Origin of the sequence: Thiorhodococcus minor (genome assembly GCF_010820565.1) — a bacterium.
Lineage (GTDB): Bacteria > Pseudomonadota > Gammaproteobacteria > Chromatiales > Chromatiaceae > Thiorhodococcus > Thiorhodococcus minor.
Genome location: NZ_JAAIJQ010000031.1, coordinates 1 through 20,961 on the forward strand (window position 1 = coordinate 1; position 20,961 = coordinate 20,961).

Below are 20,961 nucleotides of genomic sequence, written 5' to 3' on the forward strand. Positions count from 1 at the left end.
GCAGATAGGACGTGCACGCCTCAGGCAACTGCAGCTGTGCATCCAAGGGGATCGCCTCCAGTTTTTGTCCCTCGCGCTGACCATAGACAAACCGCGCGATCTGGTACTCGCCGAAGAGATTGCGATACGGGCGTGGCCGCGCCGTCAACCGCTTGACGATGCGGCCATCCTCCAGTGCCAAACGCGCGCCCGCATCGCCCGGACCACTCAGGGTCAAAAAGCTCTCAAACAAGCGGTGCCCGAGCTGCAGCAACTGCCGAAACAGCCCCGCCTCCAGCGTATGTGCCGCCGTTCCTGCGTCGACCGCCTCACACACCGAAGTGATCATGGATTCCAGCTCGCTCCGTACCGGGGCAAAGACATCATCAGGGAAACCAGGCAGCGGAAACGACATCACAGACTCCTCAAGGCAGCACAACCGCAGCGATCGCCATCGATCCGCGGGGTCTGTCACGTTCGCTCTGCTGCGCTCTCCTGCCAACTCACCCAGGTCAAAGATCACAACTTCGTGTACGCAGATCGGGCGCGCTCGGCAGGTTGCACCCGTTGGAGAGTGCCGACGGGTTTGCCCACCTGGCAGGCTGAGCCTGGCCACGATCGAGTGCACGTGATGGCGAGTTCGCTGGATACTCCCCGGGGTCTGAGGCCATGTCGAGCCTGACACTGAGAACATGCGGTAACCAGGGAGATCCACGTATCGGTCCGCCGGATGCGGGCAGCCGTGAACAAGTGTCGAAAGCGAGAACACGGCCGGTGGTGCGTGGAAGTCGGAGCCATCCATACGGGCGATGACGCCCGGTAATGCGGGTCGAGCAAAGGGGTGGCGGCCTGAGCCTGAGATAGCGCGAGGGTGAAACACGGCCCTACACTGAGAGGCTTGTGCCCGTGTCAACGATGCCCGCGCGTTTCACGCAGTTGGTGCGCCCGCCCTCTAGGCGGTGCGCGGAAAGCTCTGCGCGGCGGCGGGTGCCGTCTGTGAGGAGTCGACAGGGCGCCGGATCGCTCCCCTGTTCCCCTGCGAAAGACTCCGGCTGGGAGCCGGATGGTAACACTCCAAGTCCGGTTCTGCGAGGAGCCGGGAACGAACCGTCGCATGGCAGAGATATTGCGGCACCGCCGGGAAACTAGGCGGCAAACAGATAAAGCAAACATCTGCTGAACCGTCGGCAAGAACCCGGCTTACTCTCCAAGCACAGCGTGCCCATCGTCCAGGCGCCTGAGCGACCTGGGTGGGCACGCCCCACAAACGTCTTCCCCATGCGCGCCGGCGTGCCAGGGGCTTTGCCCATGCTACTGGAGGCGCTGTTCTGGGTAGGATCATTCGCTGCCGGCCAGGGAAGCGCAAAGCGCGAGGCCGGTAGTCCCGGGTAGGCGTGTGCGCGTGCGTATTGCCGTAATGACGAAGGACGTGAGTCCTTCGTCGTGAAGGCAATATGCAAAGCGCAGTCACACACGCCGTAGAGTCATTCGTCGTAGGGTCGTGCGCAGCCCGAGTGCGCCAACGGCGCTACTCGAGGCGGAGCAGCGACCCGGAGCGGGACGGCCCGGGCTGAGAAGGTTGTCGCCCTGCGCGAGTCCCGTCGGCGAGGGATCGACCCGACGGGTATCACGAGCGCAGACGCGACACTCCGGTCAGGAAATCACCTTAAGTGACAGGTATAGCTGTCAACTTAGTCTGGCACCTTTGATGCTGGGCGATTGCCGGATGAGGCGCGGGGATGGGGCAGTCCAGGTGGCTGTGCTCGATTTCGTCGATCACAGTCGGCGAATGTATAAGTTTATGATTATTATTATGATAAGAAATTCTAAATATACTTATCGAATATATGCCTTTATTCTGTACGGGTATTGAGGGCGGGGAGGACAGCCGGCGGGCTTGAGGATATGGCTCGCCAAACCCCGCAAACACGAGAAGGGCAAAAGCCCGCCGATGACCCATAGAAAAATTACAGCAATTCCCGCCGGAAGAAGATTTCCTTTAGAAACAGGCGGCTGGACTCTTGCGCGAGGCGCGCCGGGTCGCTGCCAGGATTCTTGATGGTACTTGCAACGAGATCGCCCTGGTCGATCATCTGATGTCGGGACTGGCGCTGTTCGGGCTGAAGTATCCCTTGCTGCTGCAGTTCGATCACGAGCCGCCGGTATGAACGCGCTGCGTCTGCCCGGCATCTTCAAGAACCTGGGCCAAGGCAACATCATCAACACCCCTGGTGGTGGCTCCTACGGCCGCTGACCAGCTCTTCCCGGGCTGGCGTGAGCAGCTGGGATCTTTCGCGACCGAGGCCTGACTCGCCTGACGATCGTCCGATCGCGAATCGCGAGAATGAAAGCCCCTGCATTGCAGGGGCTTTTTTTGTCTTGCGAAACGTTGGCCTCTCCGACATTGGCTAGGCCGATGTTGCAGGAATGGGTGTCGCTGGGCCTGTTGACCTCCAGGTCAGCAGGCGTCGGCCTGGAGGCCGACACTCCCAGCCCTGATGACGCCCACATCAATGCGGGGGGCGCAACTGGAAGCGAGACGCTACCCCTTGCCGAATCTCTTGCTCAGTGGTGTATAGATCGCCAAGGCGATTGCGCCTGCGCCCATGCCGACGAGTGCGTTCAGGAGCAAGGGCGATAGCGCCGACAGGAATCCGCCGAGTCCGGCGATGCCGTGAAGCCCCTCGCTGAACTGTGCGATCCAGTGGTGCAGGGGAGGGATCCCATGCGCGATGATGCCGCCCCCGACCAGGAACATGGCCGCCGTGCCGGCGATCGACAGCGCCTTCATCAGAAAGGGTGCGGCGCGCAGCAGGCCCCTTCCGAAGGCGCGGTAAAGGTCCGCGAGCGGCTCCTCGCCCTCGCGCTGGCTTAGGTAGAGCCCGGCGTCATCCAGCTTGACGATGCCTGCGACCAGGCCATAGACGCCCACCGTCATGAGCACCGCGATCCCGCTGAGCACCAGCACCTGAGTCAGGAAGGCGGCGCTCTCGACGGCCCCCAGGGTGATGACGATGATCTCGGCCGAGAGAATGAAGTCCGTCCTCACGGCGCCCTTGATCTTGTCGCGCTCCAATGCGGCGAGATCGGCTTTGGGATCTGCTAGGGCCGCGGTCAGCTCGGCATGGTGGGCTTCGTCTTCGGACGGGGTGTGAAGGTACTTGTGCGCGACCTTTTCGACGCCCTCGAAGCAGAGATAGAGGCCGCCGATCATCAGCAAGGGCATGATCGCCCAGGGCGCGAAGGCGCTGATGGCCAAGGCGGCCGGCACCAGGATGAGCTTGTTCTTGAGCGAGCCCTTGAAGACGGCCCAAACGACCGGGAGCTCGCGCTCCGCGCGGACGCCTTGGACCTGCTCCGCATTCAAGGCGAGATCGTCTCCGAGCACGCTCGCCGTCTTGCGGGCGGCGACCTTGGTCAAAACGGAAACGTCGTCCAGGACTGTGGCGATGTCGTCGAGCAGCGTCAGCAAGCTGGTTGCCATGATTCCCTGTGACTCCTGAGTCTTGATGGAGCCGCTATTTCACCTGCCCGGCTCCCTTGTGTCGAGGGAGGAGAGAGGAGAAAATCGAGTGTTATTTTTCTGAATGTCTTTCTGAATTTTTCGAACGAGATCATTGCTATGTCTGCTCCAAGCCGTTTCCTCTACCCGCTGACCTTTCCGCTGCGCATCATGCCCAGCGTGCTGCACAGCCGAGCGCTGGCGACCATGCTGAATCAGGTCATGAAGGAGGCCTTGGAGGACGGCGAGCTGGATTTCCTGATCGGGCGCCGCATCGCGATCGAGATCGACGACATCGGCGTGCGCTATCGGCTGGGCCTTACCGACGGGAAGATTCGTGGCTATGGGGATGACATGCCGGCCGACGCGTCCATTGCTGGCGGCCTGCACGAATTCTTGCTGTTGGCGGCGCGTCGCGAGGATGCGGACACGCTCTTCTTCCAGCGTCGCCTGCGGATGTCCGGCGACACCGAGCTTGGGCTCTACCTCAAGAACTTCCTCGATGCCTTCGAGCCGCCGGAGAAATACCAGCCGCTGGTGCGGGCGCTCGACAAGATGGCAAGCATTCGGTTGCCGGGCAAGTCGCGCGCCTGATGGCCTCTGTGCGGGCCGGCGCGAATCCCTGCGCGTCGACCCGTGAGCATCGCGGCGGCTGTGGTGGCTAGCCCAGGACCTCCGGCTGGTCTTTTAGCAGATAGGCTTCTTCCTCGGGCGTCAGGTCGACTTCGTCGAACCCATTGATCATGGGCATCACGTGCTCTTTGAATGAGTGTCCGGTGGTGAGCATGTAGACGTGGATCATGACGAAAACGACAATCGTGAAGGCCGCCCCGGTATGTACCAGCGCCACGCCATCCAGAAGCTGGGTGGCGTGTGGGATATCCCGCCATAGGAAGTAGAAGAGATAGACCAGGCCGGAGATCCAGATCAGCGGAAAGAGCACGATCTTGAGCATCAGATAGGCCAGCGCCTGCAGCGGGTTGTGCTTGCGCCAGTAGGCCTTGCGGTAGGGGTGATGCTCGCCCTGAAAGATCCCGAAGCTGTAGAAGCGCAGCACCTGCCACATGCCTTTGACGGTCGGGATGAAGTGACGCCAGTTTCGGGTCGTGAAGAGCCAGAAGATGCTGAAGGCCCACAGGAGCAGCAGCAGGAAGGCGGCGAGGGTGTGGAGGTTTACCGCCTGCTTGAAGTCGAGCATGTGATGAAACCCGTGCAGCCCGAATCCGCTGAACATCAGGGTGACGATCAAGAGCATCTGAGACCAGTGCCAGAAGCGCTCGAACAGACTAAAGATCCTTACGCGACGAACGGTCATCAGTGGTTCTCTCCCTTGGGCGCGATGATACGGATGAGGGCATGGCCCAGAATGACGATCAAGGTTCCAAGAACGGCAATGATGCCGATCAGGTCTAGCCAGCGATTGTTGTCTCGGCCCGGCATGTAGACACCTTCAACCCCCTCGAGGCGCCCCTGTTTGGCGTGGCAATCCTGGCAGGTCAAGGCGTCTTCCTTCGGGGATACCGTGTGAGTGATGGGCCAGTAGGAAAAGGTTTCGACAAAGCCGAACTCACCGGAGTAGGGCAGCCCGAACTCTTTCATGCCGTGGGCGATCGACTTGCCCATGTCGTAGTTGCCCCAGTAGGAGTCATCGTCCTCGCCCCACAGATGGGTGTAGACCAGGGTGCCGTTGCCCATGTCGGCAGGCATCCAGGTCGTCATCTTCTTGAAGGGCCAGATGCGTGAGTCTCCGTCCTCGCGCGAGCCGGTGAAGTCGTTGATGGCGACGGGCTTGGTGACATCGAACTTGGTATCGATCGTGGTGTAGCGCATCTGTCCGTCGAACCAGCGGTAGAGCGGCACCAGGTTCTCGCCGTAGGTGAAGTTCCCTTTGATCGACTTGTAGGTGTAGCGGTGCTCGCCGTTGCCCTGGGTATAGCCGTGCTCGTGATAACCCTCGCCGTTGCGGGTCTTGCCGGCGGTTCGCCAGTCCCAGTCGGTGATGGTTGCCACGCCGCCGCGGGCGAGCTCCGGAATATGACAGGTCTGACAGGCGACACTCGCGATATGGTCGTTGCGCTTGAAGGCCGCGAGCGAGTCGACCGGGTGGGGTGCCGTGCCATGGCAGGACTCGCAAGTGGCCACGTCGCGGCGCTGCCCGGGCTTGCCGGTGCCTTCCATATCTTTGGACAGAACCTGATAGCGGCTGCCGGCCCAGACATGCGATTTGGTGATGTGGCAGGCGGTGCAGGCAAAGTTGAGTCCCTGCGCGTCCATGTGAACGTCGAGCTCGCGCGGCGGATTCGTAAGGGCCGAGGAGAGGTCGCCGTGCTTGACGTTGTCTCCGCCTCCGCCGTTGAAGTGACAGGTTCCGCAGTTCGCGCGCTGGGGCAGGCCGACGCTCTCGGCGACCAGGTTGTAGTCGATGGGCGGCTTGCCCTCGAACATGACCGAGCAGGCGGGGCTGCCTTTGCTGTTGGGGGTCTTGTAGTAGGTCCCGGTCGTATCGTGGCAGACCAGACAGTCGATGTTGGTCTCGTCCGTGAAGTCGAAGCTCTCGTCCTTCCAGCCGTATCCGGCGTGACACTGCGCGCACATGCCCTCGTTGCCGCGGGCATTGGTGCAGAAGTTGTTGATGAGGTGCTTCTTGCCGAGGAGCTGGCCGGTGTCTGGATTGCGGTACTCCCAAGTCCAGTGAACATTCTTCATGAAGTGCTTGCCAGTTTCGGTATGGCAGCTCAGGCAAGCTTTGGTGACCTCCGGGCCGGAGGCGAAGGGCTGCTTCAGTGCCTCGTACTTGGTGTGGTCCCCAGTCCCGCCGGACAGGGGGCCGGAGACTTGAGGTGGTGGCTTGCCCTCCACCGGCGGGGTTGGCCATTGGCCTTGGGCCGAGGCGAAGACAGGACTCAGTAGCCCCAATAGCAGCAATGCCAAGAAGGGTCGCAAAACGGGTCGCATGGAACGGCCTCCGGGGATGGGCGAGACCGCTCTTCGCAGTCCCTAGCTGCCGTGCTGATGCAGCGTCGCACGGTCGTTATTGTGCGCCCCATCGTCGCGGCCCAGCGATGACGGATCCATGACAAATCACATGTTTCCAGACTGCCCCCTGATCTGGCTCAATCAAAGCCGACCACAGGCCGGCTGGGCTGCGCGCGCCAGGAAAGCGCAGCCAGCCGCTGGCGACCAGCAGTTGTTTCCCGATTCGGGTCTCTGGTGCCTCAGCTCCAGCTGCGTCACCCGCGCGACGAAGCTCCGCTTCGCGAGTTTGAGGATAAGCGCTGCTTTCGGTCTGGTGCAGAGGCCGGAAGTAGTGGGCGTCGTGAAGCAGAGCTTCGTCGCGGCGGTCACGAAGCAGGAGCTTCGTGACCAGAAAAGCAGGAAGCAGTTGAAGGACACTTCCTTACCAGATTCCAGGCGCGCCTGGCCTTTACTTGCCGGTGCTAAATGCGGACATGCGGTCGCGGCCGCTGCTCTTGGCCTGGTAGAGCGCGTTGTCCGCGGCGCGCAGCCAGAGATCCTGGCTCGGGTGTGGCTTGAGCTCGGCGAGTCCGACGGAGACCGTGACGCTGAGCTCGCCTGTTTCGTGCGCGATGCGCAGCGCGCGGATGGATTCGAGCAAGCGCGTGGCCAGCTGATGGGCGGTCTCGACCGAGGTGTCCTGCAGGATGACGGCGAATTCCTCGCCGCCATAGCGCGCGACGAAATCCGTCTTGCGCGGGAAGCTCTGGGCGCAGCAATCGGCGATCTGGCGCAGTGCTACGTCGCCGACCTGATGGCCGTGGACATCGTTGACCTGCTTGAAATGGTCGGCGTCGATCATGAGCAGACAGGCCGGCTGCCCGGAGAGCTTGCACAGCTCGAAGACGCGCTCGAGCTGAATGTCGAAGGCCTTGCGATTGAACAGGCGCGTCAGCGGATCCAGCTCCATCTCGCGCTGCGCGGCATCCAGCTCGCCCCGGAGCGACTGCAGCTTTTCGGTGAGGTCTGCAAGCAGCCCCTTGTGCCGCTTGGAGCGTTCACGGGCGATCTCGGCGATCATGTCGATCGCATGGGTCGCCTCCTCCGTCAGGGTCTCGACCGGAGCGTTCTGGTCGATGGTCTTGCGCAGATGATTGATCACCGACATGACCCGGCTCTGCTCTTCCTGGTCCTCGGCGAGCACCTGGCCTAGCGTCTCGACGAAGTCCCCCATCACCTGTCGCGTGCCCATGACCTGGCGATTGACGTAGGCCTGCTCGCTGCGGCGAATGCGTCCGGTGAAGTCGCGCAGTCCGGCCCAGTCGCGCCTCCCCTCGGGCTCGCCTTTGGCGCTGGATGATGCGCCATCGGCAACCGGAGTGGCGTTGAGCACATGACGGCTCCAGCGCTCGAGCTGCTCGGTGAGCGCGGAGGCCTTGATCTCGTCCATGTCGAAGGCGTACTCGCCCCAGGTACGGAGGACCGAGGCGAGCTGATCGAGCGCGATCTTCTCAAGCTCCGACGGGACGGGGGCGGCGGCCGGGGCGGCTGGGGTGCCGGTCTCGGACTCGGCGGTCGTGCTGCCGGATTGGCGCTTCCAGAACTTCACCATGGAAAGACTCGACATCGTAATGAGGTGAACGGCCTCAGAGGATATCGGGTCCAAGGAGCGGTTGCGAGCCGAGACAGGGTGAAGCGTGAAACCGATAGCGGATTCGGCGGGAGGGGCTCTGTCCTGGCGTTTCGGTGGCACGCTCCCTGTGCCTGCGATGCATCCTGACGAAGCGAGCTGAGCAGCCTCGTCTACTTCGTGGTGTCCACATCCATTGGGATGTAAGCCAAGCAGGTCCGATAGTAGGCAGTCGCCAGGAAGACGAAGCCGATCAGGCCCAGGGCGCTGTGGTTGGAGATGCCCCAGACGATGATAGCAATGCCGAGAATGGCGCGGACGAGCCGATCTTTATCGCCGATATTCTGCTTAAACATATGAATGCTCCCAGAAACAGAAGTTTTCTGACCTCGAGCGCAGCGATGCGGCTCTATTGGCCGCTAGCGACTCGAGCTGGCAGTGATGGGCTGTGACGACATCACAGCCCGATTACCATAAATCAAATCAGGTATTGGGGGAAGTCACCCGATCTTGCCCGTCCTTGGCGCCCGCGTGCTGGCTTCGGTCGTCATCGACTGGCATCCAGGCGCGCGGGAGCTGCCTCGGCTGCTCGAAGCGGGCGAAGTGGCGGCGGCTGGCTAGCGGCTGACGCGTGCTTTGAGCACGCCCGGATTCACCAGCGTGATCTGCCCGCGGCCCGTGATCAGGGCGCCGGCCTGTTCGAGCTCTTTCAGGGCGCGGGTCACCACCTCGCGCGATGACCCCAGCTCTGAGGCCAGCTCCTGGTGGGTGGTCTGCACGATCCGGCTGGGCGGCGCGGCGCGCTCGCAGCGGCTGAGCAGATAGGCGGCGAGGCGCTGGTCCAGCGGCTGGAAGAGGACGGCGTCGAGCACCGAGAAGACCTCGCCGATGCGCTCGGCCACCAGCTCGAAGACGAAGGCGCGCCAGGAGGGCGATGCGGTCAGCCAAGTCTCAACGTCCGACTTGGCGACGACCGCCGCCTCGACATCGGTCTCACAGACCGCGAAGGCCGGAAAGGGACGGTGACTCAGGATGCAGGACGCCGTGACCACACAGCTCTCCCCCGGCTCGATCCGGTAGAGCGTGACCTCGCGGCCGTTCTCGCCGAGCTTATAGATGCGCGCGCACCCCTCCAGAACCAGCGCCAGCTGCGAGCACTCGCCGCCATCATGGCAAATGATGTGGCCAGCCGGCAGCCGCGCCATGAGGGCACGCCGGAAGAAGGCCTCGCGCAAGGGCGCATCGCTGTTGGCTAGGAAGGGGAAGCGTGCGAGCAGACGCGCGCGCTGATCGGGCTCGCTGATCATGACGCGAGATTTCACTCCTATGCGGGAGGCCGAGGGTTACGAAAGCCGTCACAGAGGATGCCGAAGGCGCCGACGGCGAGCAATCCGGATGCCCCCATCCCGATCAGCAGCGGCGACGCGGTGCCGTCGTGCACCAGACTGACCAGGCTCCCCATTGCCGCCCCGGAGCCGAAGCGGACCGCCCCCGCAAACGCGGATGCCGTCCCCGCCATCTTCGGAAAGAAGGCCATGAAGCCGGCCATGGAATTGCCGATGACGACACCTGTCATGCTGAGATAGAGCGCGGCGACGCCCGCGATGCCCCACAGCGGCGTGTCGCCGATCATGGCCACCGCGAGTGCGATCGAGGCGGCCGTCGCCTGGGTCAGCAGTCCCATGCGCAAGAGCCGATCCGCACCCAGGCGCCTCACATAGCGCGCGTTCAGCGAGGAGAAGAGCATGCCGAGCGCGACATTGGCGCCGAAGGCCAGGCCGAACCAGGTCGCGGGCAGCTGGTGCAGCTCGATGTAGACATAGGGCGAGCTGACGATGAAGGTCATCATGCCGGCGAAGCTGGCCGCGCCTGTGAGCAGATAGCCCAAGCCACGGCGGTTGCCGATAACGCGGCCATAGTTCCTGAGGATTCGCCCAAGGTCGAAGCGATGGCGATACTGGGCCTGCAGCGTCTCGCCCACCGTGCGGAAGAAGAGCAGCGTGGTGGTGAGAGCGATGGCCGACAGGAACAGGAAGACCGCGCGCCAGGAGGTCAGGCCGATGATGAGGGATCCGAGGGTCGGGGCGACCAGGGGCGCCATGGCCATGACCAGCATGACCAAGCCCATGACCCGCGCATAGTCGTCCTTCTCGTAGAGATCGCGGACCAGCGCCGGAACGCTCACCGCGACCGCGGCCCCGCCGAGAGCCTGCACGGCGCGGGCAGCCAAGAGAACGTCCATGCTGGGCGCGAGCATGCAGGCCAGCCCAGCCAGGAGAAAGAGGATCAGCCCCCAGCCGATGGTCTTGCGGCGACCGAAGACATCGGAGACTGGTCCCAGGAGCAACTGGGCGAGGGCGAAGACGCCGAGATAGACGGTGACGCTGAGCTGCGCCAGCTCGATCGGCGACCCGAGATCGCGGGCGATCGAGGGCAGGCTGGGAAGATAGAGGTCGATCGCGAAGGGTGTCAGGCCGGAGAGCAGGCCCAAGGCGATCAGGAGTGTCGGACGGATTGGCATACGACGACCAATCGAGAAGCCGGCCGGCGGGGCTCGCCGACCGGCTCGGGACAGCGCAGCCCAGCTTCGATCAGGCCCCGGTTTGGACGCCGACGACGAGCGGAATGAGAAGCGCGGCGACGATACCGACCAGCGAGAGCACCAGCAAGACCGCACCGATGATCCCCAGGACGCGCTCCCAGGTCGGTGCCGGACGCGGGGCCGCGAAGCGATTGGCCTCAGGCGTCCCGCCTTTCAGGAAGAGCACGAGCATCAGTCCGAGGTTGACGATGGGGACGAGAGAAAGCAGCATCCACCAGCCGCTCGCGTTGATGTCATGCAAGCGCCGAATGCCGAAGAGAACGCCGACGATGGCCGCAGGGATGGAGATGATGATCTGCGCCAACCCCGCGCCTTCGGTGGCAGTCGCGTCGATGAGACCGGCCGCCACCAGTCCTGTCGCGATCACGACCACAAGGATATAGAGCAGCGTTGCCCAGGCGATATAGCTCAGCCGCGTGAAGCGCCCGCTCGGAGAGAAGACGCTGGATTGATCGGTTTCTCCAGACGCCGGCTGGCTGAGGTTCGAGCTAGGTGTTTTGTAGGGATCTACAGGGCTCATGGTGCGGCCTCCTTCGCTGAATGGCTTGAACAGAATGGCTTGAGCTCAGTGGTGTGGCGTCCTTCGGGCCGAAGATGGCCGGGCCTGTTGGTGTCGTCTTCATCGCGGCGTGACCGGTTTGGCGCGCCACTTGGGCGCAGCCCGGCTAATCTGTCGTCTTCATCTATAACGCTATCATCCATAGCGATCTTGCGAGCCCATGCCGATGTCATCGACTCCCATGCCGAACCTAGCCCCGAATCGCATCGTCCTCTGGGGCGCCCAGCTGGCCTCAGCGCTCGTCATGACGGCGCTGGCCTGGTGGCTGCCCGAGCTGATCCAGATCCAGCCGATCCCCGCGGCCGCCTTGCCGGTCTTGGGCGTTGGCGTTGCCGCGGTTCCCTTGGCCATCATCCTAGCCCGCGTGCTCGGCGCACGACGCCAGAGATCCGACATTCAGATCCACGAGGCGGTGCCGACCGAGACGCAGCAGGCGCAGTCGTCACAGCCCGATCTCGGCCGCTACCTGGTCGCCGTTGCCATCGCCGAGCTTCCCGCCGTCCTCGGCCTGGTCTATGTCTTGATCGGCGGGGATCGACTCCATGCGCTCGGACTCGGGGCGGCCGCCGTCATCCTTATCCTGACGCTCTGGCCTGGGGTGCCGGGAGAGCGTTCCGGCTGACGGGGCGCGGGTCAAAATCTCGGGACGATGCGATGCTCCTGGCCGTCGTCGTCCAGGCCGAGCACGACGGCATGGCGCGCCTCGTCCCATGTCCAGTCCTCCACCGCGTTGTCGTCCAATAGGACGGACGCGGGCGGCTGGGCCAGGTGCAAGCGAATCGCTAGCCGGCGTAGCGCTGGCGCGAAGTCTCCGCTCTGAGCCGCGATACTGAGCTCGGCGCCTTGCGAGCCCGGAGAGATCCACATCGCTCGCTCGCACAGCATGCCATCCTGATAGGCGAAGCTCTCGCCGTCGTCCTCGATCAAGGTCCAGGCGCCCGGGTTGTTGTGGTCCGGGTAGATCTCCAGCGTCAGCTCGGAGAGCGGCTCCGCGGTGCAGGGCCGCACATTGCCCAGTGTCAGGATCGAGCCGCCCCGCACCAGGATGGGAATCCCGCCGAGAGGCGCGTCGGCGACCAGATGATCGGAATCGACCGGCAGCCCGGTCCTGAAGTCATACCAGGTGTGCCCGGGCGGCAGCTCGACCAGGCGCCGTCGGACCCCTGGCGAATAGATCGCCGCGACCATGAGCTGTGGCCCGACCATCACCTGGTCGTGAATCTGATGCAGGTGAGCCGCATCCGGGAAGTCGTAGAGCAGAGGCCGCAACAAGGGCTCGCCACTGCGATGGGCCAGGTGCGCGAGGGTATAGAGATAGGGCAGCAGGCGGTAGCGCAGCTCGATGGCCGAGCGGGCGGTGGCTTCGATCTCGGGTCCAAAGGACCAGGGCTCCTGGGCGCGGCTGTCGCAGTGGGCATGGCTGCGCATGAAGGGGTAGAAGGTCCCGAGCTCCATCCAGCGGGCATAGAGCTCGGCATGGGTGTTCTGATAGAAGCCGCCGATGTCGACGCCGACATGCGGCGAGCCGCACAGCCCCATGCTGGCCAGCTGGGGCAGGCTCATCTCCAAGTGCTCCCACCAGGCATTGTTGTCGCCCATCCAGCTCGCCGCCCAGCGCTGTACACCGACGAATCCCGAGCGGGTCAGCACCCAGGGGCGCTGCCCGGGGCGCAGCCGCTTCAGTCCCTCCCAGGTCGCCTGGGCCATGAGCTGGCCGTAGAGATTGTGGGTCTCCGCATGGAGGGCCTCGCCGTCGTCCCCCTGTGCGATCGAGAGCGGCACCGGCTGCTCGCAGACGCCGGGCTCGCGGAAGGGGCGGTCCACGATCGAGGGCTCGTTCATGTCGCACCAGAAGCCGTCGATGCCCACCTCGACCAGACCGCTGTGCTGATCGCCCCACCAGAGCCGGGTCGCGTCGCGGCAGAAATCCGGAAACAAGGACTCATCCGGCCAGACCCAGCCGCTGAAGGGCTCGCCATCCGCATGCGCGATGAAGTGCCCGGCACCGAGTCCGGATTCGGCGACCTGGTAGCCCGTCTCGAGATCCTTCTTGACGCCCGGGTCGATGATGGTGACGACGCGGACATTGTCGGCATGGAGCGCGGCGATGGTCTCGCTCGGTGCGGGGAAGCGGTCCTCGTCCCAGGTGAAGACGCGGTAACCGTCCATGTAGTCGATGTCGAGATGGATGGCGTCGAGCGGGATCCAGTGGTCGCGGAAGGTGCGGGCAATCTCGCGCACGTCCGAATCCGTCCCGTAGCTCCAGCGCGACTGGTGATAGCCCATGGTCCAGAGGGGGGGCAGCATGGGGCGTCCGGTGAGCCGCGTCAGCTGCTCGACGACGGCGGCCGGCGTGGGGCCGGCGAAGACGAAGTAATCCAGCTCGCCGCCGAGCGTGAAGATGTTGAGGACGTCGTCATCCTGTGCGCCGACGTCGAAGGAGCTATACCAGGTCGAGTTGAGGAAGAGCCCCCAGGTCAGGCCGGGGCGCACCGCCATGAAGACGGGGTGGGCCTGGTACATGTTGTCGTCGCCGCGACTGTGCCCGGGGGAGGAGCGGTCGATAGTCCAGTTGGTCAGGCGCCGGTGACGCCGGTCCAGCTGCCCGGTGCGTTGACCGAAGCCGAAGTAGCCCTCGTCGGGCGCCATGAGCTTTTGGAGAAAGACGCCAATGCGGGCGTCGCCCTCCGGCAGCTCGGGCTCCGGCATGTGCTCCATGTTGATCTCTTCCAGCGCGACCTCGCGCCAGAGCGGTGGCCCGAGATCCGCGGCGAAGCTCTGGCCGTCGGGTGTGAGAAATTGCAGCAGGCCGCACTGCAGATCGAGGGTGGCGCCGATGCTGTCGGTCGACATGCGCACCACCAGGTTGTCTTCTGTGACGGAGAGGCCGGCCGGTGGCAGGTCGAGCACCGGGCTCCAGGATCGAGGGGGCGCGAGTCGCCCAGAGGGCGCGAAGCGTACCCTCAAGATGTCGGGTGCGACGGCGTCGATGCGCAGGAGTCCCTGGGCATAGTGGGCGACGAAGGCAGATGCCTGGTTGACCCAGCTCTGGATGGGGCAGGGGCTCTCTGGAAGGATCTCATCCATCGGGTGCTCCTACTTGGTCTGGCAAGAACGGCAGCTGACAGGCCCATGGCGAGGCGCTTGGATCGAGCGAAAGCGGCCGCAGTCTGACATGAGGACGCAGTGCCGATCCACTCCTCGGAAACGTCCCAGCTGGCGCCGTCTTCACCAGATGGGGTCGGCGGCGCGCGTAAGACACCCCTCGGGGTCATCGAGGCGACCGGCTGCAGCACAGCTCATCATGCGGTCGCTGGTCAGAGCCTTGTCTCAACGCCCGACGCGATTCGGTCTTCAGTTGGCCTAGCCGTATCCAATGCAGCAACACCACGGACACGACCATGCTCAGGCGCACCATGGGACGGATTCCCGACGGGCGCTGACCCTGGCACTTGGGCTCACGCTCGGTTTCGCCGCGATCGAGGCCATCGGCGGGCTGCTGTCGGGATCGCTCGCCCTGCTCGGCGACGCGGGCCATATGGTCACAGACAGCGCCGCGCTGGGACTCGCGGCGGTTGCCGCTTGGCTGGCCAAGCGGCCGCCGTCGCGGCGCCACTCCTATGGTCTCGGTCGCGTCGAGACCCTGGCCGCGCTCTTCAACGCCGTGCTCATGATCGGCCTGGTCGCCGCCATCAGCGCGGCCGCCGTCGGGCGGCTGCTGGAGCCTCGGCCCGTGCAGGCTGGGGTCGTCACCTGGGTCGCCCTGGTAGGACTCTGCATCAACATCGGCGCGGCCTGGCTGCTCATGGGCGGGCGTGGCAACATCAATGTGCGCGCGGCCTTGCTGCATGTCATGGGCGATCTGCTCGGCTCGGTCGCGGCCCTGGTGTCCGGCGTAGTCATCCTCTACACAGGTTGGACGCTTATCGACCCCATCCTGGCCCTCTTCATCGTGCTCTTGATCCTGCTGTCCAGCCTGCAGGTGCTGCGTGAGGTCCTGCGCACCCTGCTGGAAGGGGTCCCCGCGCACCTGGATCTCGCTGAGGTGGGACAGGCCATGGCGGAGACCGAGGGCGTCATCGAGGTTCATGACTTGCACATCTGGTCGCTGTCCGGTGAGCGCACCGCGCTGTCGGCGCACGTCGTGCTCCAGCGCATCGACGATTGGGAGCCAGTGCTGGGCCGGCTGCGCCATCTGCTCGAGCATCGCTTTGCGGTCAGGCATGTGACCCTCCAGCCGGAGCCGATCGAAACCATCGTTCAGCTGAGGCGCTGAGCTTCGTCGGCTGGGCAAGGGGCCTGGCCGGATTCAATCGACAGAGAGGAGCGGCCATGGGTGCACGCGACCGTATCAAGAAGGGACAAGAGAAGCCGATTGCCGTTTACGGCGCCATGGCCGCCAATGCCACCATCGCGGTGGCCAAAGGGGTCGCCGCGGCATTCACCGGCAGCTCGGCCATGCTGTCCGAATGCATCCACTCGGTGGTGGACACCGCCAACGAAGGGCTCTTGCTCCTCGGCATGCATCGGGGCCGGCGTCCGCCGGACGCCCATCATCCCTTCGGTTATGGCAAGGAGCTCTATTTCTGGAGCCTCATCGTCGCCATCGTGCTCTTCGGCATCGGCGGCGGCATCTCTTTCTACGAAGGGCTGACCCATCTCACCGGCCACGCCAGCGAGGGGCGCGGCAGCCCGCTCTGGAACTATGCGGTGATCGGGATCGCCCTGGTCGCCGAGGGGACCTCCTGGGTCATCGCGCTGCACGAGTTTCGGCCCGATCTGAAGCGACGCGATCTGCTGAGTGCGCTGCGCGATACCAAGGACCCGACGGTCGCTACCGTGCTCCTGGAGGACTCGGCCGCACTCGCCGGTCTGATCTTCGCTTTCTTCGGCGTCCTGCTTACCCAGCTCACGGGCAGCCCCGTTTTCGACGGCATCGCCTCCATGCTGATCGGTCTGACGCTCGCGACCGTCGCTGCCTTCCTCGCCTACGAGAGTCGTAGCCTCCTGATTGGCGAGACCGCCGATCCCGAGGTCGTCGCCGGAATCCGCGAGATCGCGAGCGCCGATCAGGACGTCGCCGTCGCCGGTCATCCGCTCACCATGCACCTCGGCCCCAAGGAGGTGCTGCTCAACCTCGACATCCGTTTCAAGCAAGGCTTGTCGAATGCGAGCCTCATGTCCGCCGTGGATAGGATCGAGCAGGCGATTCGCGCGCGTTATCCGGAGATCCGACGCATCTTCATCGAGGCCGAATCCCTCAGCCGCGACGGCAGCAAGCCGAGGGTGGCCTGATTCGCCTGGTCAGCTCAGCCCCATGAGGCCCACCAGCTCATCGCTGCTCATCACATGGCAGTAGATCATGTTGATGATCTCCAGCTCGCGCTGGTGCAGCTCGTCCGTGCCGGCGGCGCAGCAGTCTTCGAGCAGCACCACGAAGAAGCTCTCGTCGGCGAGGCTGCGGACGGTCGAGGAGACGCACTGGTCCGTGTAGATCCCCGTCACGATGAGGTTACGGATGCCCATGTTGCTGAGGATCAGGCGCAGATTCGTGCCCGTGAGCGCGCTGTCGGTCGTCTTGGTCACGACGATCTCGCCGGGCGCCGGGGCCAGCTCCGGGATGATCTGAGAGGCCTCTGTGGTTCGCGGCATCAGCAGGTTGTTCCAGCCCGGCAGCTTCTGGCTCAGCGAGCGGTCGCGGCCATCATCGAGCAGGCAGGCGATGCGGGCGTGGATCACGTCGATGCCATTGCGGCGGAAGCGCTCCTGCATCGCCTTCATCTGCGGGATGACGGTGCCGCGCATGCGCGTATGGAAGGGCTCCCAGCGCGCCCGCTCGGCCGGATCCTCATGCTGCACCATGCCGTAATTCTGCACGTCGATGCAGAGCATCGCCGTCTCGTGCGGGAGCAGCGTCGGCACGTCCGGCTCGGGCGCGTTCTCGTAATAGAAGGATCGATGGGATGTCTTCCAGCTCATGCTCTCCACCTCGCTCGCGTTGACAAGACCAGTGAGCCCAGCGCCCTGACCTCGGATCGCAGCCGGCCGGGCCCTTGCAGCTGTCCAACGATACAGATCCCCGCACGGCCATTCCAAGCTCAGGGTGGAGTTTTCCCCATGCGCTGTGGCCGTATCTGTGGATAACCTGTGCCGCACTGCATTAGTCGACTGATGTAGCGACCAAAATTCGAGTCCGGTTAGGAATCGACCACTTTGGGGCGGGCAGCTTGGGGATGAGCAGCCTACGCGGCGGCCTCGCCGTTGCCGGAGGCGACTGCGGCGAAGCCGACTTCGGCAGCGGGTAGGCGCGACGCCGGCTTGGCCTGGATGAGATCACGCCGGCATCGACGACTTCGGGATGCCCGATTTCTCAGTGCAAGCTGGCCACCAGAGCAGGGGACGCTTCCACCTTGAGTCCCCCGAGCAATTCCTCGAGCTGGCCGGCGACTGCCCTCAGGTCCTGCGACCGCTTGGTGCCTTCCTCGGCGCCGGAGCGGTTGTGCTCCGCCGCCATGGAGATCTGCCGAATGCTCGTCTGCAGCGCCTCGACCACGAGCCGCTGCTGGTCGGCGCCGCGCGCGATGTCGGTGTTGAGCTGGTCGATGCGCGTCATTGCCGCATCGATCTCACCAAAGGCGCTCACCGCGACACCCGTGCTCGCCGACGCGGGCGGCCTCGATCGCGGCATTGAGTGCCAGCAGATTTGTCTGGTCCGTGATGGCCCCTAGGTCTGGATACCTTGCGAAGGCCAAGCGCAGAGATGGGCGCTCGCAAATCCCTTGCTTGAGGTGTGCCTATTCCTCCCGGGGGCTCTGAAACAGCGACCTGCGTCACAGTCTCCCGAGCCTCGGAGCAACGCCTTTAGAACCTGCGGTCTAGAGCCTGCGGTGCGGGTATCCTTACTCTGGTAGGCCTTCCGACCGGCCTTGCACAAGGCGCCAATGCATGACGGACTCCAGATTCATGAACGATTTCAGACGACGCGGACGCACTTGGCTGATCGCAATCGCCCTCATGGCTCCCGCCATCGCGAGTGCGGAGCTCGAGATCGCCGGATTTGGCACCCTGGGCGGGGCCGTTTCGGATCAGGACCTCGACTATTTGGGCAACATCAGCCAGGACGGGACCCTGAATCAGGACTCCGTCATTGGCTTTCAGCTCGACGGCCGCTTCACACCGGCCTGGAGCCTGACCATCCAGGCCAAGGCCGCGCCGTCCGATCATCGCGAGAACGGCTGGGATCCCAAGCTCACCTGGGCCTTTGTCTCCTGGCGACCGACCAATGACCTGCTGCTCCGTGTCGGGAAGCTGCGGGTCCCGCTGATGTTCTATTCCGCCAACAGCGATGTCGGCATCACCTATCCCTTCGCCCGTCTCCCCGTCGAGGTCTACTCGGTCTTCCCCGTAACCGATGTCGTCGGAGCGGCCTTCAGTTGGAGCTGGCTCAGCGGCGAGAGCGATTGGACGCTCGAGGGCTACGGCGGTCACACCCATACGGACTGGCGCTTCTACCTGCGCGATGGGATCCCGCCGCTGAGCTCGGCCGGCCCGCTCTATGTTGGCGTGGATGCCGACATGGCCGGGCTGGTGCTGACGCTGCGGCGGCGCGAGAACGCCTTCGCTGTGGGGCTGCATCTGGTGGAAGCGAGTGCCAATTCCGGGCCTTTCCCATCCGACTATCCCTATGTCTCGATCGCACCCGGGGTCGGCTACTATCAGACCTTGCCCAACCTGCCGGGGCCGGGGATCCCAACGGTGGATATTCTGAAGGTCGATGTCTTGACCCTCAGCCTGCAGATCGCGCTGCCCAAGGATCTCAAGCTGATCGGCGAATATGCCCACAGGCGCATGGAAAACGCCACCATCGGGATCGAGACGCATGCCGCCTACCTGGGGCTGCTTAGAACGATCGATAAATGGACGCCCTACGTCTATGTCGCCGGCATCCGCTCGGACGACGACCTGCTCGACCTCTACGAGTCGATGAATGGCACGCGAGTCCCCGATTCTGTGCCCTTTGCATCGCTGATCAACGCCTCGCAGCGCCTCGGCGCGGATCAGCTGCTGCCATACGACCAAACTACCGTCGCTCTGGGGACCTCCTATCAGGTCACGCCGAGCAGCACGCTCAAGGCCGAATGGGCGCACACGCGCTCCGGGGTCGCGTCGAGCTTCATGGATGCGCCCACCGACGAGGACAGCGGCGACCGGGCGGTCAACGTCTTCTCGCTCTCCTACAACCTTACGTTCTAGGGAGCCGAAGATGCGGATCCTACCCACCATTCTGCTGCTCTCGACCTTGGGTCCGGCACTTGCGCAGCCGGTCGTCATCGGTCACGCCGGATTGCAGCCGCTCGACAGAAAGACGCTCGAGCGGATCTACACGGGCCGTATCGTCGAGATCGGCGGTGTCCGCGTGACGCCCGTCAACCTGCCGCAGGGAAACGAGCTGCGGGAGGCCTTCCTGCGGCACTACTTATCCCAGGACGAGAACAAGTACACCGGCTATTGGACCGTGCGCCGCTATGTGGGCAAGGGGACGCCGCCGCCGGAGCTGCCCAGCAGCGCCGAGGTGGTCGAGTTCGTCTCCAAGACCGAGGGCGCCATCGGCTATGTCGAGTCCGTCGAGGTCCCGGAGGGGGTGCAGATCCTGCTGCGCAGTCCTTGATGCTCGAACAAGCTGTCAGCTTCCAGCGAGGAGAGCTTCTCTTGGCTCACCGGCTGGGGGCGTCGCCGACGCGATGCCCGCCCAGCCGAAGCATCATCCTAGATTCGGCAATTGGAACCGCACAGGCGCGAAGGACACGAAGAAAACATTGGCTTGCATCGCTGCGTCGCTTCACCCTTTGAGTGAGCATCGCTTCGCAGACAAGGCGTTGAAATCCTTCGCGCTCTTTGTGCCCTTTGCGGTTCAACTGCTCTTTTTAGGATCATCGAATCCCTGCCGACGGCGAGCTCTTGAGACGGCCGAATCGCCCCCAAGCGGGCTCCTACGGCGGCGTCCCTGTAGGAGCCCGCTTGCGGGCGACAGCCTCCGCGCCGGACGATCCCATGTGCGAAGACAGCGCGGGCAAGAACACACCGACCGAGGCGCTCGCCCAGGGGCGGCTGCTTTAGGGCGGGGCGGTTGTCTCAGCCGCCTGAAACGAGCTGCTGTTGCGGCACCGGCACCAGATCCGTACTCAGCTTGACGGCCGAGACGTTCTCGCTGAGCGAGCCTGCTCCGCCAAGCTCTCGGTGGCCGCCGAGGCCCCATCGACCACGAGATCACGAGATTGGGCACACTGGCGTTATGTCGGTTGTTCCAGGAGCTTTCGGCAACGCGGGCTCAGTCATGAAACCGAGTCGCAGATTCAAGAGATTGATCACCAACGACGCGACATTGGACAGCACCGTCATGGAACTGGGCGGAGTCACCCTGAAGACGACCGCTTTCGTCGCGGAATCGGGCAGCAGATGCAACCAGTGCCCATTCCAATTCAAGCCCGCCACCCGGAAGTCATCCGGATACAGACTCCAGAACTGGCCGTCGTGGGGTCGTGTCTGGTCTCCCGAGCTCTCCGAGCGAACTGCTAGACCACCCCAGTCGCTGTCGCAAGGCCTTTCTCCCTCGGCGTCCGCTCGATCCTGACAGTTGATGGGCTCCACCACCGCTAAGCCGCCCCAAGGTAGCGCGGCGTATTGGGTACGACCAGTGATCGCTCGACACCCGGAAGCCGATGCCCTTCGCCTGC

The 20,961-nt window shown here is 64.1% G+C and carries 19 protein-coding genes and 1 pseudogene; 7 read left to right on the plus strand and 13 right to left on the minus strand.

The annotated features are described in order from the left end of the window. The coding region (locus G3446_RS11925) for a hypothetical protein (protein WP_425338396.1) at positions 1-394 on the minus strand (394 nt) is incomplete at its 3' end. 1,606 nt (positions 395-2,000) lie between these two features. On the opposite strand from G3446_RS11925, the gene G3446_RS11930 reads away from it, so the two are divergent. Then, positions 2,001-2,147 (plus strand): hypothetical protein, encoded by a 147-nt coding sequence (locus tag G3446_RS11930; RefSeq protein WP_164453061.1) that lies wholly within the window; start codon positions 2,001-2,003, stop codon positions 2,145-2,147. A 374-nt stretch (positions 2,148-2,521) separates the two neighbouring features. Here G3446_RS11930 and G3446_RS11940 read toward each other — a convergent pair whose 3' ends face one another. Then, positions 2,522-3,463, minus strand: coding sequence for a DUF808 domain-containing protein (locus G3446_RS11940; RefSeq protein ID WP_164453062.1), 942 nt, complete (start codon positions 3,461-3,463; stop codon positions 2,522-2,524). 138 nt (positions 3,464-3,601) lie between these two features. Between G3446_RS11940 and ubiT the strand changes: the two genes are divergently transcribed. After that, positions 3,602-4,075 (plus strand): ubiquinone anaerobic biosynthesis accessory factor UbiT, encoded by a 474-nt coding sequence (gene ubiT / locus G3446_RS11945; protein WP_164453063.1) that lies wholly within the window; start codon positions 3,602-3,604, stop codon positions 4,073-4,075. A gap of 67 nt (positions 4,076-4,142) precedes the next feature. Here the strand turns inward: ubiT and G3446_RS11950 are convergent, their stop codons facing one another. The 7 genes from G3446_RS11950 to G3446_RS11980 all read right to left on the minus strand — a co-directional run bounded on the left by G3446_RS11950 (position 4,143) and on the right by G3446_RS11980 (position 11,188). Then, a complete protein-coding gene (locus G3446_RS11950; protein WP_164453064.1) occupies positions 4,143-4,796 on the minus strand; it encodes a cytochrome b/b6 domain-containing protein in 654 nt (217 codons plus the stop codon). Continuing rightward, positions 4,796-6,436 carry a tetrathionate reductase family octaheme c-type cytochrome gene (locus G3446_RS11955; RefSeq protein WP_164453065.1) on the minus strand — a complete coding sequence of 547 codons (1,641 nt, stop codon included), beginning with the start codon at positions 6,434-6,436 and terminating at the stop codon, positions 4,796-4,798. The genes G3446_RS11950 and G3446_RS11955 overlap by 1 nt, the downstream gene beginning before the upstream one ends. 469 nt (positions 6,437-6,905) lie before the next feature. Further along, entirely contained in the window at positions 6,906-8,048 is a 1,143-nt protein-coding gene (locus G3446_RS11960; protein ID WP_164453066.1) for a GGDEF domain-containing protein, read from the minus strand. 191 nt (positions 8,049-8,239) lie between these two features. Next, positions 8,240-8,422, minus strand: coding sequence for a YgaP family membrane protein (locus G3446_RS11965; RefSeq protein WP_164453067.1), 183 nt, complete (start codon positions 8,420-8,422; stop codon positions 8,240-8,242). A 261-nt stretch (positions 8,423-8,683) separates the two neighbouring features. Continuing rightward, complete coding sequence (locus G3446_RS11970) at positions 8,684-9,373, minus strand: Crp/Fnr family transcriptional regulator (protein ID WP_164453068.1); 690 nt, start codon at positions 9,371-9,373, stop codon at positions 8,684-8,686. A gap of 17 nt (positions 9,374-9,390) precedes the next feature. Next, on the minus strand, positions 9,391-10,587 hold the full coding sequence (locus tag G3446_RS11975) for a Bcr/CflA family multidrug efflux MFS transporter (RefSeq protein ID WP_164453069.1): 1,197 nt from the start codon (positions 10,585-10,587) through the stop codon (positions 9,391-9,393). A 70-nt stretch (positions 10,588-10,657) separates the two neighbouring features. Then, entirely contained in the window at positions 10,658-11,188 is a 531-nt protein-coding gene (locus G3446_RS11980) for a DUF805 domain-containing protein (protein WP_164453070.1), read from the minus strand. Between the two features lie 205 nt (positions 11,189-11,393). Between G3446_RS11980 and G3446_RS11985 the strand changes: the two genes are divergently transcribed. Further along, positions 11,394-11,849, plus strand: coding sequence for a hypothetical protein (locus G3446_RS11985; RefSeq protein ID WP_164453071.1), 456 nt, complete (start codon positions 11,394-11,396; stop codon positions 11,847-11,849). Positions 11,850-11,860: 11 nt separating this feature from the next. On the opposite strand, the gene G3446_RS11990 is transcribed toward G3446_RS11985, so the two are convergent. Beyond that, positions 11,861-14,314: a glycoside hydrolase family 31 protein gene (locus G3446_RS11990; protein WP_164453072.1), complete on the minus strand. Its 2,454-nt coding sequence runs from the start codon at positions 14,312-14,314 to the stop codon at positions 11,861-11,863. Positions 14,315-14,603: 289 nt separating this feature from the next. On the opposite strand from G3446_RS11990, the gene G3446_RS11995 reads away from it, so the two are divergent. Together G3446_RS11995 and G3446_RS12000 are read left to right on the plus strand one after the other, a co-directional pair. Next, positions 14,604-15,503, plus strand: a complete 900-nt coding sequence (locus tag G3446_RS11995) for a cation diffusion facilitator family transporter (protein WP_164453073.1) — start codon at positions 14,604-14,606, stop codon at positions 15,501-15,503. Positions 15,504-15,559: 56 nt separating this feature from the next. Beyond that, positions 15,560-16,522: a cation diffusion facilitator family transporter gene (locus G3446_RS12000; protein WP_164453074.1), complete on the plus strand. Its 963-nt coding sequence runs from the start codon at positions 15,560-15,562 to the stop codon at positions 16,520-16,522. 9 nt (positions 16,523-16,531) lie between these two features. Here the strand turns inward: G3446_RS12000 and G3446_RS12005 are convergent, their stop codons facing one another. From G3446_RS12005 to G3446_RS12015, 3 genes and pseudogenes are all read right to left on the minus strand, one after another. Further along, complete coding sequence (locus G3446_RS12005; protein ID WP_164453075.1) at positions 16,532-17,206, minus strand: cysteine hydrolase family protein; 675 nt, start codon at positions 17,204-17,206, stop codon at positions 16,532-16,534. Between the two features lie 391 nt (positions 17,207-17,597). Continuing rightward, positions 17,598-17,840 carry a hypothetical protein gene (locus tag G3446_RS12010; RefSeq protein WP_164453076.1) on the minus strand — a complete coding sequence of 81 codons (243 nt, stop codon included), beginning with the start codon at positions 17,838-17,840 and terminating at the stop codon, positions 17,598-17,600. A 37-nt stretch (positions 17,841-17,877) separates the two neighbouring features. Continuing rightward, positions 17,878-17,946, minus strand: a pseudogene (locus G3446_RS12015) (methyl-accepting chemotaxis protein); the annotation flags it as partial. A gap of 226 nt (positions 17,947-18,172) precedes the next feature. Between G3446_RS12015 and G3446_RS12020 the strand changes: the two are divergent. Then, positions 18,173-19,480, plus strand: coding sequence for a hypothetical protein (locus G3446_RS12020; protein ID WP_164453077.1), 1,308 nt, complete (start codon positions 18,173-18,175; stop codon positions 19,478-19,480). A gap of 10 nt (positions 19,481-19,490) precedes the next feature. Beyond that, positions 19,491-19,895 (plus strand): hypothetical protein, encoded by a 405-nt coding sequence (locus G3446_RS12025; protein ID WP_164453078.1) that lies wholly within the window; start codon positions 19,491-19,493, stop codon positions 19,893-19,895. Positions 19,896-20,961 lie beyond the last annotated feature (1,066 nt).

What these genes read in the sequence shown, in the direction of transcription:
- G3446_RS12000 (WP_164453074.1), top strand. Translation starts at nt 15,560, where the DNA reads ATGGGTGCACGCGACCGTATCAAGAAGGGACAAGAGAAGCCGATTGCC.
- G3446_RS11960 (WP_164453066.1), bottom strand. Translation starts at nt 8,048, where the DNA reads ATGGTGAAGTTCTGGAAGCGCCAATCCGGCAGCACGACCGCCGAGTCC.
- G3446_RS11975 (WP_164453069.1), bottom strand. Translation starts at nt 10,587, where the DNA reads ATGCCAATCCGTCCGACACTCCTGATCGCCTTGGGCCTGCTCTCCGGC.
- G3446_RS11985 (WP_164453071.1), top strand. Translation starts at nt 11,394, where the DNA reads ATGTCATCGACTCCCATGCCGAACCTAGCCCCGAATCGCATCGTCCTC.
- G3446_RS12010 (WP_164453076.1), bottom strand. Translation starts at nt 17,840, where the DNA reads ATGACGCGCATCGACCAGCTCAACACCGACATCGCGCGCGGCGCCGAC.
- G3446_RS11965 (WP_164453067.1), bottom strand. Translation starts at nt 8,422, where the DNA reads ATGTTTAAGCAGAATATCGGCGATAAAGATCGGCTCGTCCGCGCCATT.
- G3446_RS12025 (WP_164453078.1), top strand. Translation starts at nt 19,491, where the DNA reads ATGCGGATCCTACCCACCATTCTGCTGCTCTCGACCTTGGGTCCGGCA.
- G3446_RS12005 (WP_164453075.1), bottom strand. Translation starts at nt 17,206, where the DNA reads ATGAGCTGGAAGACATCCCATCGATCCTTCTATTACGAGAACGCGCCC.
- G3446_RS11950 (WP_164453064.1), bottom strand. Translation starts at nt 4,796, where the DNA reads ATGACCGTTCGTCGCGTAAGGATCTTTAGTCTGTTCGAGCGCTTCTGG.
- G3446_RS11955 (WP_164453065.1), bottom strand. Translation starts at nt 6,436, where the DNA reads ATGCGACCCGTTTTGCGACCCTTCTTGGCATTGCTGCTATTGGGGCTA.
- G3446_RS11990 (WP_164453072.1), bottom strand. Translation starts at nt 14,314, where the DNA reads ATGGATGAGATCCTTCCAGAGAGCCCCTGCCCCATCCAGAGCTGGGTC.
- G3446_RS11940 (WP_164453062.1), bottom strand. Translation starts at nt 3,463, where the DNA reads ATGGCAACCAGCTTGCTGACGCTGCTCGACGACATCGCCACAGTCCTG.
- G3446_RS11970 (WP_164453068.1), bottom strand. Translation starts at nt 9,373, where the DNA reads ATGATCAGCGAGCCCGATCAGCGCGCGCGTCTGCTCGCACGCTTCCCC.
- G3446_RS12020 (WP_164453077.1), top strand. Translation starts at nt 18,173, where the DNA reads ATGACGGACTCCAGATTCATGAACGATTTCAGACGACGCGGACGCACT.
- G3446_RS11980 (WP_164453070.1), bottom strand. Translation starts at nt 11,188, where the DNA reads ATGAGCCCTGTAGATCCCTACAAAACACCTAGCTCGAACCTCAGCCAG.
- ubiT (WP_164453063.1), top strand. Translation starts at nt 3,602, where the DNA reads ATGTCTGCTCCAAGCCGTTTCCTCTACCCGCTGACCTTTCCGCTGCGC.
- G3446_RS11995 (WP_164453073.1), top strand. Translation starts at nt 14,604, where the DNA reads ATGCAGCAACACCACGGACACGACCATGCTCAGGCGCACCATGGGACG.